Source organism: Streptomyces sp. NPDC048734, from assembly GCF_043198675.1.
Lineage (GTDB): Bacteria > Actinomycetota > Actinomycetes > Streptomycetales > Streptomycetaceae > Streptomyces.
In genome coordinates this window covers 12,488-25,766 of record NZ_JBICUZ010000004.1, presented here as the reverse complement: position 1 = coordinate 25,766, position 13,279 = coordinate 12,488, and the positions used below count along the sequence as shown (strand labels likewise).

General features: G+C 75.1%; 9 protein-coding genes and 1 pseudogene. All 10 read left to right on the top strand.

The window, feature by feature from the left end:
• Positions 1 to 149: 149 nt before the first annotated feature.
• The 10 genes and pseudogenes from ACGFQC_RS12530 (at position 150) to ACGFQC_RS12485 (ending at position 13,278) form a co-directional block, all read left to right on the top strand.
• Positions 150 to 2,837 (top strand): LuxR C-terminal-related transcriptional regulator, encoded by a 2,688-nt coding sequence (locus ACGFQC_RS12530; RefSeq protein ID WP_363090036.1) that lies wholly within the window; start codon positions 150 to 152, stop codon positions 2,835 to 2,837.
• 144 nt (positions 2,838 to 2,981) lie between these two features.
• Positions 2,982 to 4,247 carry a helix-turn-helix domain-containing protein gene (locus ACGFQC_RS12525; protein WP_363090035.1) on the top strand — a complete coding sequence of 422 codons (1,266 nt, stop codon included), beginning with the start codon at positions 2,982 to 2,984 and terminating at the stop codon, positions 4,245 to 4,247.
• A gap of 488 nt (positions 4,248 to 4,735) precedes the next feature.
• Positions 4,736 to 5,530 (top strand): ABC transporter ATP-binding protein, encoded by a 795-nt coding sequence (locus ACGFQC_RS12520; protein ID WP_363090034.1) that lies wholly within the window; start codon positions 4,736 to 4,738, stop codon positions 5,528 to 5,530.
• Complete coding sequence (locus ACGFQC_RS12515; RefSeq protein ID WP_393288136.1) at positions 5,527 to 6,507, top strand: ABC transporter ATP-binding protein; 981 nt, start codon at positions 5,527 to 5,529, stop codon at positions 6,505 to 6,507. Before ACGFQC_RS12520 ends, ACGFQC_RS12515 begins: the two co-directional genes overlap by 4 nt.
• Positions 6,504 to 7,400, top strand: a complete 897-nt coding sequence (locus tag ACGFQC_RS12510) for a branched-chain amino acid ABC transporter permease (RefSeq protein WP_363090033.1) — start codon at positions 6,504 to 6,506, stop codon at positions 7,398 to 7,400. The genes ACGFQC_RS12515 and ACGFQC_RS12510 overlap by 4 nt, the downstream gene beginning before the upstream one ends.
• Positions 7,393 to 8,550 (top strand): branched-chain amino acid ABC transporter permease, encoded by a 1,158-nt coding sequence (locus tag ACGFQC_RS12505; protein ID WP_363090032.1) that lies wholly within the window; start codon positions 7,393 to 7,395, stop codon positions 8,548 to 8,550. Before ACGFQC_RS12510 ends, ACGFQC_RS12505 begins: the two co-directional genes overlap by 8 nt.
• Positions 8,547 to 9,815, top strand: a complete 1,269-nt coding sequence (locus tag ACGFQC_RS12500) for an ABC transporter substrate-binding protein (RefSeq protein ID WP_363090031.1) — start codon at positions 8,547 to 8,549, stop codon at positions 9,813 to 9,815. Before ACGFQC_RS12505 ends, ACGFQC_RS12500 begins: the two co-directional genes overlap by 4 nt.
• Positions 9,816 to 9,977: 162 nt before the next feature.
• Positions 9,978 to 10,856: pseudogene (locus tag ACGFQC_RS12495) on the top strand (aldo/keto reductase).
• A 169-nt stretch (positions 10,857 to 11,025) separates the two neighbouring features.
• Positions 11,026 to 12,795: an ABC transporter ATP-binding protein gene (locus tag ACGFQC_RS12490; RefSeq protein ID WP_363090030.1), complete on the top strand. Its 1,770-nt coding sequence runs from the start codon at positions 11,026 to 11,028 to the stop codon at positions 12,793 to 12,795.
• Between the two features lie 177 nt (positions 12,796 to 12,972).
• Positions 12,973 to 13,278 carry a DUF5133 domain-containing protein gene (locus ACGFQC_RS12485; RefSeq protein WP_363090029.1) on the top strand — a complete coding sequence of 102 codons (306 nt, stop codon included), beginning with the start codon at positions 12,973 to 12,975 and terminating at the stop codon, positions 13,276 to 13,278.
• Position 13,279: the final 1 nt, after the last annotated feature.

Below are 13,279 nucleotides of genomic sequence, written 5' to 3'. Positions count from 1 at the left end.
CACGGCGCGGGCGGGCGGAAGTTGGGCACCCGCACAAGCCGTACCCCTGGCCCCACCCCCGAACGCCCAGGTGGCAGGCCGGAATCGGGGCCGCGTACACCCGGACGTGTGACTTCCGCCTTACGTTACGCGTGCGTAACGTCACGGGGATGACCGGACAGACGACCACGATCCCGGGCCCGGCGTCGCACCGGGCGAGCGCCCCCGCGGACCTGCCCGGCGGCGTGCACGTCGTCACGGGCGAACCGGGCTGCGGCCGCACCCGGTTCCTCGAACGCGCCGCCCGCGCCTTCGCCGGCCCCGCCGTGCGGGTACGGGCGGACCCCGCCCGGTCGGCCGTGCCCGGCGGGGGCCTGCGCACCCTGCTGCGCGCGCTCGGCGACGCCACCGGCCACACGCCGGCCGGTGGCTTCGGACCGACCCTGCTCGACACGCTGTCCGCCGCTCCGGCCCCGCTGCTCGTGTGCGTCGACGACGCCCACCTGTGGGACCCGGTCTCCCGCGCCGTCCTGGGCGCCGCCGCCCGGCAGCTGTGCCGTACGACGGGGGCGGCGCGCCTGCTGCTCACGGTCCCCGGACACCGCCCGCCCGCCGCGGAGTTCGCCGGACTGCCGGTGGTCAGGATGGACCCGCTCACCCCGCCCGAGTCGGTGGCGCTCCTCGACGAGGTCACCGGCGGAGCCCTCGACGGGGGAGTCCGGGACGCGATCGTGGACGCCGCCGAGGGCAGCCCGGCCCTCCTGCTGGCCCTCGTCCGGCGGCTCTCGCCCGCCCAGCTGCGCGGGGACCGTCCGCCGCCCCGTCCGCTGCCCGTCGCCGAGGTGCTGACGGGCCTGGCCGGCGGGTACCTGGACGGACTCACCCCCGGCCGCCGCGACCTGCTGCTGACCGCGGCGGCCGCCGCCCGCGACGACGAGGACACGGGCGCCGGCCTCGGGCTCGTCCTGCGGGCGGTCCGGCACCTCGGGCACGACGGCGCCGTACCGCTGCCCGACCTGCTCGCGGTCACCGACGACGAGGTCCGCTTCCACAGCGACCTGCTGCGCAGGACGGTGTACGCGGCGGCGCCGGACGAGCGGCGGCGGGCCGTGCACCTCGCGCTGGCCCGCGAGCTGGGGGACCTGGAGGGAGGGGACCCGCGGGCCCTGCTGCACCGGGCCTGGGCCGGAGCCGTACGCGGGGACGACGTGGAGGCGGTCGCCGGGGACCTGCCGTCCCGGCGGCTGCGCTGTGCCGCGTACATCCGCGCCGCCGAACTGTGCGACGACGGCCCGCGGCGCGCCGAGCGGTACACGGCCGCCGCCGGCCAGGCCCTGCTCGGTGGACGTTCCCACCAGGCGCTGCGGCTCCTCGACACGGCCCGGACCGGCAGCGCACCCGCCGGCGTGCGCGGCAGTGCCGCACTGCTGCGCGGTACGACGGCGCTGCGTGACGGACCCGTCGACGAGGCCCAGGCCACCCTCCTGCTCGCCACCTCCCTGCTCGCCGAGCGCTCCCCGGCCGACGCCGCGACCGCCGCACTGGCCGCCTGCGACGCGGCGTGGGCGGCGGGCGACCCGGCGGGATGCCTCGCCGCACTCGAACGCTGCGGGCAGGTCACGGCCGTCACCGCCCCGGGCGATCCCCGCGCCGACTACCGGCTGGGGGTGCGGGCCCTGCTGGAGGCCCGGTTCGAGGAGGCCGCGGTCCGGCTGCGGCGGGTGGTGCCGGACCCGGACGGCTCCGGCGACCCGGAGGACGGTCTGCGGGCCGCCGCGGCGGCACTCATGCTCGGCGACCTCGCCGGCGCCCGCAGGGCGGGCGCGCGGGCCCTGGCCGCCGCCCGCGCCCTGGACATCGTCGCGGCCGTGCCCCGGGCGCGGGAGTACCTCGCCTACGCCGAACTGCGCGCCGGACGGCACGGGCTCGCCCGCACCCACGCCGAGGAGGGACTGCGCGCCGCGCACCGGGCCGGGCAGCGCAATACGGCCGCCCACCACCACGCCGTACTGGCGCTGGCCGCCTCGATCGAGGGGGAGACCGAACGGGTCGCCGGGCACGTGGCGGCCGCGCTCGGCATCGCCCGCCGGCACGGCCTCGCGCAGGCGGCGACGCTGGCGGAGTGGGCGGCGGCCCGCGCCGACCTGGGGCTCGGCCGGCCCCAGGAGGCCGCGGACCGGCTCGGGCCCCTCGTGCGGCCGGGCGCCCGGCGCGGGCACTTCGCGCTGTGGATGCTCGCCGTCCCCTGCTACGTGGAGGCCGCCGTCTCCGCCGGACAGCCCGAGGACGCCCGGACCGTCGTCGAGGACTTCGCCGGGTGGGCGGACTTCGGCGCCGACCCCCAGGCCCCCGCCCAGCTCCTGCGCTGCCGCGCCCTGCTGGCCCCGCCGGACCGGGCGGACGCCCTCTACCGGCGCGCCCTCGACCTGCACGAATCGGCCGGCGGCGACTTCGAGCGGGCCCGCACCGAACTCCTCCACGGCAAGTGGCTGCGCCGCCGGCGCCGGCTGCGCGAGGCCCGCGACCGGCTCGGCGCCGCCCTCGTCGGCTTCGAACGGTGCGGGGCCCGCGCCTGGGCCGAACAGACCCGTGACGAGCTGCGCGCGGGCGGCGCCGCGGCCGGCGGAGCGCGCCCGAACGGGTCCCCCGACCTGGCGGTACTGACCCCGCAGCAGCTGCGCATCGCCCGCCGGGTCGCCGAGGGCGCGACCAACCGGGAGGTCGCGCTGACACTGTCCGTGAGTACCCGCACCATCGACTACCACCTGCGGAAGGTGTTCGCCACACTCGGCGTGCGGTCCCGGCTGGAACTGGCCCGGCTGGTCGAGCAGGTGGAAAAGACCGGTGCACACCCCTAGGGACCGACCGGACGGTATGTCATCCTTCGGGGCAGGACCCGCCGGCCGGCGGGACCCGCGCGGACCTCCACGGCCGGCCCGGAGCCGGACGGAGCACCGCCGCGCGGGAGCCGCCGGGCCACCGACCCCTGGGGGAGGACCGCGATGCAGCACGCCCTTCGGTCACGGATTGCGGTGCGCCCGGCACCGGCGGGGCCCGCCGGACCGGGCCCGCGGCCGCGGCCGCGCGTCCGGTCGCTGATCGACGCCGACGCCCTGCGCGTGCTGCACCGTGCCGCGCGGGTACTGCTCGACGACCTGCCCGACCTCACCGACCGGCTGGTCGCCGCCCTCCAGGACCAGGAGCCCGCCTACCGCACCGCCGTGGAGAGCGACCCCGCCGCCACCTGGCAGGAAGTCCACCGCTCGCTGCGGCACAGCATCAACTCGCTCCTCGACCCGCGCGGCAACCGGGACGCGGCCCGCCGCTGCTCCTGGAAGATCGGCGCCACCCGGGCCGAACAGGGCCTGCCCCTGGACGCCCTGCTGCACGCCTTCCGGCTCGGCGGCTCCCTGGTCTGGCAGGGCCTGGTCGAGGAGACCTCCCGCTCCGCCCCCGAGGACGTACGCCTCCTCGTGCACGTGGCCGCCGACGTGTGGAACTTCGTCGACGAACACTGCACGCTCGTCGCGGACGCCTACCGGCAGGTCGAACGACAGCTCGCCTGGCGGCGCGAGAACCGGCTGAGGCTGCTCGCCGCCGCCCTCCTGGAGGGCACCAGCCGCATCGCCGACCTGCCCGAGGCCGCACAGGCCCTGGACCTGCCCGAGCAGGGCCGCTACGTCGTCGTCGCGGTGTCCGGCGGCTCCCCGGCCGAGGCGGCCGGTGCACGTGCCGCGGTGGGACGCGGCGCGCGTGTGCACTGGCACACCGGGGTCGAGGTGGACTACGGCATCGTCCTGCTCGGCGACGGCCAGGACGGGACGGCGATCGACGGCGGCCCGCCCTCGGGCGCGCGCGTCGGCGTCGGTACGGCCGTGTCCGGTCTGGCCGCCGTCGGCGACGCCCGCCGGCTCGCGGACACCGCGTTGCGCATGTGCCCGGGGACCGGCGGCACGATACGCCTGACCGAACACCTCCCCGCGGCCCTGGTGATCTCCGCGCCCGACCTCGCCACCGCCCTCGCCGACCGGGTGTTCGGTCCCCTGCGGACCCTGGAACCCGCCGACGCGGCCGTCCTCCTCGACACCCTCGCCACCTGGCTGGCCTGCGACGGCTCCGCCCAGCGGGCGGGCGAACGCCTCTACTGCCACCGCAACACCGTCCTCAACCGCCTCCGCCGCTACGAACAGCTCACCGGCCGCAGCCTCTCCCGTCCGACGGACGTCGTCGAGATCACCCTCGCCCTGGCGGCCCGGCCCGCCCGCTGACGGGCGCCGCGGGGAGGCGGTGCGGCGGCGCGGGCCGCCGCACCGTCACGGGCTCGGACCCGTGCCCGTGTCCCCGCGTGCGCGCCCCGGCCCTGGGGCGGGGCGGGTTCAGCCGGTGCTTCCCGGCGGGTGCTTGCCCACGGCGCTTCCCGGCGGGTGCTTCCCCGTGGGTCCTCCCGGCGGATCCGGCCTGGTCCCGGTGGCCCGGCCCGCCCGCCGACGGGTGCCGCGGGGAGGCGGGGCGGCGGCGCGGCGATGCGGGCCGTACCGCCTCTCACCCGTGCCCGTGATCCACTCCCCCCTCCTCCCGCCCGCCGCGGCGGCCCGCGTTCCTCGCCTGGGCACCCGCACAAGCCCCCGCCCCCCGCACTGGGCCCGCGCAGCGACCCCGTCCCCGCGCCTGTACCGGCCCCTCGGCCCCGTGTTGTGGTGAGCGCCCCCGTCCCCCGAAGTGCCGTGACCGGCCGGCACGGACCCGAGGAGCCGCGATGCCCGAAGCACCACCGCAGGATCCGCCCGCGCTGCACGTCGAAGGGCTCGACGTCATGTACGGGCGGGCCCTGTCAGCCCTGCGTTCCGTGTCCCTGACCGTTCCGCACGGCGCGGTCGTCGCACTGCTCGGCGCGAACGGCGCCGGCAAGACCACGCTGCTGAGGGCCGTCTCGGGCACCCTGCGCCTGTACCGCGGCACCGTCACCGCGGGCCGCGTCCGCTACGGCGACACGGAACTCGACGGACGCGACCCGGTCGCCGCGGTCCGGGCCGGAGTCGTCCAGGTCCCCGAGGGCAGACGCGTCTTCGCCGGCCTCACCGTCGAGGAGAACCTGCGCGCCGGCGGCCTCGGGCTCGGCCGGCGCGCCCCCGCGCTGGTCCGGGAGTCCCGCGACCGTGTGTACGGCCTGTTCCCCGTCCTCGCCGAACGCAGCCGGCAGGCGGCCGGCCTGCTGTCCGGGGGCGAGCAGCAGATGCTCGCCATCGGCCGCGCCCTGATGGCCGCCCCCCGCCTGCTCCTGCTCGACGAGCCGTCCCTCGGCCTCGCCCCGCGCATGGTGTTCCGCATCGCCGAGGTCGTCCGCGAGATCAACGAGCAGGGCACCGCCGTGCTGCTGGTCGAGCAGAACGCCGGCATGGCCCTGTCCCTCGCCGACCACGCGCACGTCCTGGAGGTGGGCGAGATCCGGCTCTCCGGCCCCGCCGACGAACTCGCCCGCACGGACGCCGTGCGCCGCCTCTACCTCGGCGAGAGCGCCGACGAACCGGCCGGCGAGCAGGGGGCCGCGTGAACATCCGCACCACCGGCCCCGCGGCCGCCCGCGCCACCGCCGGTTCCCCGGCCGCACCCCCCGCGCTCCACGTCCGCGACGTCACCGTCCGCTTCGCCGGCCTCACCGCCCTCGACACGGTCTCCTTCACCGTGGCCCCGGGCTCGGTGCACGCCCTGATCGGACCCAACGGCGCGGGCAAGTCCACCTGCTTCAACGTCCTGTCGGGCCTGTGCCGCCCGGCCGCCGGCCAGGTCCTGCTCGGCGACACCGATCTGACGGGACTCGCCCCGCACCGGATCGCCGCGCTCGGCGTGGCCCGCACCTTCCAGAACATCGTCACGACCGAGGGCACGGTCGCCGACAACCTCATGCTCGGCCGGCACGCCCTGTCCCGCGCCGGCTTCGCCGCCAGCGCCCTGCGCCTGCCGAGCGCCGTACGCGAACAGCGCGCCCACCTGGACCGGGTCCGCGAGATCGCCGAACTCACCGGCCTCGCCGCCCACGTCGACACCCCGGTGGCCCTGCTGTCCTACGGCGACCGCAAACGCGTCGAACTCGCCCGCGCGCTCTGCCTGGAACCGCGCGTGCTGCTGCTCGACGAGCCGGTGGCCGGCATGAACGGCGCCGAACGCGCCGCCACCGCCGACGTCGTGCGCACGGTCCGTGAACAACTCGGGCTGTCCGTCGTCCTCGTGGAGCACGACATGGGCCTCGTCATGCGCCTCGCCGACGAGGTCACCGTCCTCGACTTCGGCCGCCGGCTCGCCCACGGCACACCCGAGGAGATCCGCCGCCACCCCGAGGTGCTGCGCGCCTACCTGGGCACCGGCGCCCCCGACGAGGCCGACGGAACCGACGGAACCGACAAGGCCGACGGAACCGACAAGGCCGACGGGGCACAGCCCAGGACCACCGACGCGACCGACGCCACCGACGCGTCCGAGACCCACGAAGAGACCGACGTGACCGAACCCCCCGGGGAGAACGCTCAGTGACCACCCTCCTCGACACCCTCCTCAACGGCCTCGCCCTCGGCGCCGTCTACGCCCTCGTCGCCCTCGGCTTCGTGGTCATCTTCAAGGCCTCCGGCGTCCTCAACTTCGCCCACGGCTCGCTGCTCCTGCTCGGCGGCTACCTCGTCGCCGTCCTCCACGACGACCTCGGCTTCGCCGGCGCCCTCGCGGTGGCCGTCCTGGCGACCGGGGCCGTGGCCGGCGCCCTCGACCGGCTGCTGCTGCAACGCGGCGATCCGGACCCCAAGGCCGCCCACGTGCAGACCATCGTCACCATCGGCGTGGACATCGTGCTGGTGACCGACTTGGCCCGGCGCATCGGCGGCGACCTCCTCACCCTCGGCGACCCGTGGGGCGACGCGGTGACCGGCCTCGGCCCGGTGACCGTCGCCGACAGCCGGCTCGCCGCGATCGCCGTCTCCGCCGTCGTCATCGCCGCCGTCTTCGCCCTCTTCCGGTTCACGCCCTGGGGCCTGTCCCTGCGCGCGGCGGCCGAGGACGTGGAGGCCGCCGCCCTGATGGGCGTACGGCTGAGCCGGGTCCGCATGCTCGCCTGGTGCCTGGCCGGTGCGCTCGCCGCGCTCGCCGCCGTGTTCCTCGCCGCCTTCCCGGCGCCGGGCCTGGAGCGCACCACCGGCCAGATCGCCCTCAAGGCCTTCCCCGCGGCCATCCTCGGCGGCATGGCCTCACCGCCCGGCGCCCTCGCGGGCAGTCTGCTGATCGGCCTGACCGAGGCCCTCGTGGCGGGCTACCAGTCCGAACTGCACGTCCTCGGCGAGGGGTTCGGCGACGTCGCGCCCTACGCCGTGATGGTGGTCGTCCTGCTGGTGCGGCCCACCGGCCTGTTCGGCGCGAAGGGAGCGGTCCGTGTCTGAAGTCGTCCCGAAGTGGGCCAGGCTGCTGCTGCCCGCCCTCCTCCTGTGCGCGCTGCCCTTCTACCTCGACGCCTTCTGGCTGCGCATCGGCCTGTTCTCGCTGGCCGCCGCCATCGGCGCCGTCGGCCTCGGCCTGCTCAGCGGCACCGCCGGCCAACTCTCCCTCGGCCACGCCTTCTTCCTCGCCGTGGGGGCGTACGGCTACACCTGGCTGGCCGGCGACCCCGGCCCGGCCCTGCCGCCGGCCCTCGCCGTAGTCCTCGCCGTGCTGCTGGCCGGTGCGGCGGGCGGCCTGTTCAGCCCCGTCGCCGGACGGGTGCGCGGCATCTACCTGGGCATCGCCACCCTCGCGCTGGTCTTCCTCGGCCACCACCTGCTGCTCACCGCCGACTCCGTCACCGGAGGCTTCAACGGCCGCTCGGTGCCCCCGCTGACCCTCGGAGGCTTCGGATTCACCGCCGACGACCCCGAACTCACCGTGCTGGGCGTGCCGTTCGGCGCCGAGGAACGCCTCTGGTACCTCGGGCTCGCCCTGTTCGCCCTCACCTGGTTCACCGCGCGCGGACTGCTGCGCGGCCGCCCCGGCCGGGCCCTGGCGGCCGTACGCGACAGCGAGACCGCGGCCGCCGTCATGGGCGTGAACGTCGCCCGCTACCGCTCGGCCGCCTTCGTCGTGTCGTCGATGTACGCCGGCCTGGCCGGGGTCCTGCTGGCGCTCTCCTTCCGCCGGGTGGTGCCCGACTACTTCGGTCTGGCCCTGTCCGTCGACTACCTCGCCATGATCGTCATCGGCGGCCTCGGCTCCGTCGCCGGAGCCACCGCGGGAGCCTTCTTCGTCACCGCGCTGCCCCTGTTGATGACCCGGTACGCCGACCAGCTCCCGCTGGTCGCCGCCCCCGGCACCGGCGGCGAGGGCGCCGTCGGCCCGACCGAGGCCGCCCGCTACCTCTACGGCGCCGCGATCGTCGTCATCCTCCTGTACGCCCCCGACGGACTGCACGGTCTGACCCGTCGCGTACGCGCCCGCCTGCGGCCCGCACGCCCACCCGGCCGGACCCCGTCCGCGCCCCCGCCGACCACCACCGACGCCGCACCCGCCTCACCGGACTCACCCGCCTCACCCGCACGAGCCAAGGAGCACACCCCGTGAACCCCAAGCACCGCACCCGCGGCACCGCCCTCACCGCGGCACTGGCTGCCCTGCTGATCGCGGCCACCGGCTGCAGCTCCAAAGCGGACGGCGGCACCACCTCCGACGGCGCCGACGGCGTCACCTCCGGCCCCGGAGTGACCGACAAGACCATCAGACTGGGCGCCCTCACCGACCTCACCGGCCCCTACGCCACGCTCGGCAAGTCCATCGTGCAGGCCCAGCAGATGTGGGCCGACGAGACCAACGCCAAGGGCGGCATCTGCGGCCGCAAGGTCGAGATCGTCGTCAAGGACCACGGCTACGACGTCCAGAAGGCCGTCACCGCCTACGCCGACATCTCCCCGGACGTCGTCGCCCTGCCCCAGGTCATCGGCTCCCCGGTCGTCGCGGCCCTGCTCGACGACATCGAACGCGACCACCTGCTCACCTACCCCCAGGCCTGGGCCGCCTCCCTGCTCGGCAAGGACTCCGTCCAGGTCATGGCCACCACCTACGACCTCGACATGATCGCCGCGGTCGACTTCCTCACCCGCACCAAGGGCCTGGCCGAGGGCGACACGATCGGGCACGTCTACTTCGAGGGCGACTACGGCGCCAACGCGCTCGAGGGTTCCACCTGGGCGGCGAAGAAGGCCGGGCTGAAGATCTCGGGCCAGAAGATCAAGGCGACGGACACCGACCTCTCCGCCCAGGTGACGGCGCTGAAGAAGGACGGCGTGAAGGCGATCCTGATCAGCGCCGGGCCCGCCCAGACGGCCTCCCTGGTCGGCGTCGCCGCCTCCCGCGGCCTGCGCGTCCCCGTCGTCAGCAGCGCGCCGGGCTTCGCCCCGCAGCTGATGAAGACCCCCGCCGCGCCGGCCCTGACGGCCATGCTGAGCATCGTCAGCGGCGCCCCGGCCGTCAGCTCCGACATCCCCGGCGTCAAGACGATGGCCACCGCCTACACCAAGAAGTACCCGGCCTCCCCGGTCGACTCCGGGGCCCTGTCCGGCTACAACGCGGCCCAGCTCCTGGGCGCCGCCCTGAAGAAGGCCTGCGAGGGCGGAAGCCTCGCCCGCGAGGACGTGGTGAAGGCGCACCGCTCGCAGAAGAACGTCGACACCGGCCTCGGCAGCCCGCAGGACTTCTCCGACGCCGGCCGGCCCGCCGCGCTGTCGACGTACGTGCTGAAGCCGGACGCGAAGGCGACCGGCGGCGTGGTGGGCGTCGAGGACGCGCACCAGGCGCCGGGAGTGGAGGAGTACCTGACCTCGAAGTCCTGAACCGGGCCCGCATTCAGCGGCCCCACTGCTGAATGCGTTCGCTTTCTTCCATTGGACCTCCGAGGCCCGCCGGGGCCAGGCTGGAACGCGTCCGGTGCACCGCGATCACCTTCCGGTGCACCGGACTTCGTCACGCCCCACCGCCGAGAGAGGTCACGAGCCATGCACACCCGCCGCATCGGTGACGTCGAGGTCGGCGCGATCGGGCTGGGAGCCATGCCCATGTCGACCGAGGCCCGCCCCGACGAGGCACGCTCCCTCGCCACCGTGCACGCCGCGCTCAACGCCGGCGTCACCCTGATCGACATCACGGACGCCTGCCACCTGCACGCCGACGAGGTCGGCCACGACGAGACCCTCGTCGCCAAGGCCCTCGCCCCCCCCACGAGCGGGGCGCCGATGTGCTGGTCGCCACCGAGGGCGGTCATCCGTGCCCCGGCGACGGCAGCCGGACCCTCGACGGCAGCCCCGGCACCTCAGGAAGGCCTGCGGGGCCTCGCTGCGCCGGCTCGGCGTGGAGGCGATCGGCCTCTACCGGTTCCACCGCCCCGACCCGCGCGTCCCGTACGCCGACTCGGTCGGCGCGGTGCGCGAACTGCTCGACGAGGGAACGATCCTCGCGGCCGGCGTCTCCAACGCCGACCCAGGCCGGATCAGGCCGGATCAGGCCGGATCAGGCCGGCGAACGAGATCCTGGGCGGCCGGCTGGTCTCCGTGCAGAACCAGTTCTCGCCCGCCTTCCGCTCCAGCGAGCCCGAACTACGCCTGTGCGACGAGCTGGGCATCGCCTTCCTGCCCTGGAGTCCACTCGGCGGCATCTCCCGCGCGGGTGAACCCGGCTCCGCCCACGCGCCGTTCGCCCGGATCGCCGAGCGGCACGGGATGAGCCCGCAGCGCGTGTGCCCGGCCTGGACGCTCGCCAGGTCGCCGGTGGTGGTGCCCATTCCGGGCACCGGCCGCCCGGAGACGATCCGCGACTCGGCCGCGGCGACCGAACTGGTCCTCACGGCGGAGGAACTGACGGAGCTGGACGCGGCCTGACCGGGCGCGCCGACCGGGTGCGGGAACGGGGTGCGGGAACAGGCCGGACCACCGGGCACGCCACCCGGGTCCCTCCTGTCGACCGGGATAGAAAGCGCTTGCCCTACGCTCGGGACCCGCACCCCCCACCTGATTCCCGCATCCCGCACCCGGGGAAGGAACACCGCCGATGGCGTCGTCGCTCGACAGACCCCTCGACCACCGCTACCGCGACGAGCACCCGATCCGCACGCTCGCCTACCTCTTCCGCGCCGACCGGCACCGGCTGGCCGGCGCGGTCGTCGTCTTCACCGTCAAACACAGCCCCATCTGGCTGCTGCCGCTCATCACCGCGTCCATCATCGACACCGTCGTCGAGCACCGGCCCATCGGCCGCCTGTGGACCAGCACCGGCGTCATCCTCTTCATCCTGATCGTCAACTACCCGCTCCACCTGCTCTACGTCCGCCTCCTGTACGGCAGCGTCCGCCGCATGGGCACCAGCCTGCGCTCCGCCCTGTGCACCCGCATGCAGCAGCTGTCCATCGGCTACCACTCGCGGGTGAGCGCCGGAGTGCTCCAGGCCAAGGTCGTCCGGGACGTCGAGGCCGTCGAGCAGATGGTGCAGCAGACCGCGGAGAACGGGCTCGGCGCGATCACCGTGCTCACCGGCGGCCTCGTCATCATCGCCGTCCGCACCCCCGAGTTCGTGCCCGTCTTCCTGGTCGTGGTGCCCGTCGCCGCGTTCGTCGTGGCCCGCCTGCGGTCCCGCCTGCGCACCCACAACGAGCACTTCCGCCACGAGGTGGAGACCCTCTCCTCACGCGTCACGGAGATGACCCGGCTGATCCCGGTCACCCGCGCCCACGGCCTGGAGGGCAAGGCCATCACCCGTATGGACGGCACCCTGCGCCGCCTGCTGAACTCCGGGATGCGCCTCGACCTCGTCAACGGCCGTTTCGGCTCGATCTCCTGGGTCGTGCTCAACGTGGTGGGCGTGCTGGTCCTGACGGGCGCGGCCCTCGTGTCGTACTACGAGGTCTGGGGCGTCACCCCCGGTGACGTCGTCATGCTCAGCGCCTTCCTCACCACCCTGACCAACTCCACGACCACGCTGACCGGCCTGGCCCCGGTCATCACCAAGGGCCTGGAGTCGGTCCGCTCGGTCGGCGAGGTCCTCCAGGCGCCCGAACTGGAGGACAACGAGGGCAAGGCCGAACTGACGGCGCTGCACGGCGCGGTGGACTTCGAGGGCGTCGGGCACGCCTACGAGGGCGGCCGGCCCTCGGTGCGCGACTTCACCCTGTCCGTGACGCCGGGCGAGACCGTCGCGCTGGTCGGCGCCTCCGGCGCGGGCAAGTCGACCGTGCTCAACCTCGTCATCGGCTTCATCCGGCCGACCGAGGGCCGGCTGCTGCTGGACGGCACCGACATGAACACCCTCGACCTGCGCACCTACCGGCGGTTCGTCTCGGTGGTCCCGCAGGAGTCGATCCTCTTCGACGGCACCGTCCGCGAGAACGTCGCCTACGGCATGGAGGACGAGGCCGACGAGGAGGCGGTCCGCGCCGCCCTGCGCGACGCCAACGCCCTCGAGTTCGTCGACCGGTTGCCCCAGGGACTCGACACCCTGGTCGGCGAGCGGGGGGCACGCCTGTCGGGGGGACAGAAGCAGCGGCTGGCGATCGCCCGCGCGCTGATCCGGGACCCCAAGGTGCTCATCCTGGACGAGGCCACCTCCGCGCTCGACACCCGCTCGGAGGCCCTGGTCCAGCAGGCACTCGCCCGGCTGCTGCGCGGACGCACCACCTTCGTGGTGGCGCACCGCCTGTCCACGGTGCGCGGCGCCGACCGGATCGTGGTCATGGGGGAGGGACGGATCCTGGAGACCGGCACGCACGAGGAACTCCTGCGCCGGGGCGGTGCCTACGCGGCCCTGCACAGCGGGCAGGCGGCCTGACCCCACGGGGCCGCTCTCCGGGGCGGCACGGGATCGGTGGGACAGGACCGGGGCCCGAGGATCACTGGGCCGGATGGCGAAAAACATACCCCCGGAGGGTGACACGCGCCCCATCCGTGCATGAATCACCCGGGCCCGGGCACACGACGCCCACCACACCTGGAGAAAGGGGCGCTCGTGATCGTTCCGGACCCGAAGACCGTCAGGACGCTGCTCACCCGCTACGCGACGCTGAGGATCGCTCAGGCGGAGCGGGAGACACCGCAGACGGCTCGCGAGTTGGAGGACGTCACCTACACGCTGTGCGTCCTCATGGCCACGTCCGACGTCCGTGAGGCGGTCGCCGCCGCGGACGCCCTGCTGGCCGCCGAGGTGCGGTCGCCGGCGGCCCGGCTGCCGAAGCAGGAGAAGGACGCGGCGAAGGACGTCACGACGGGGGACGGCGAGCGGGACGAGGAGAGCGGACTGTCCCTGGCGGTCTGAG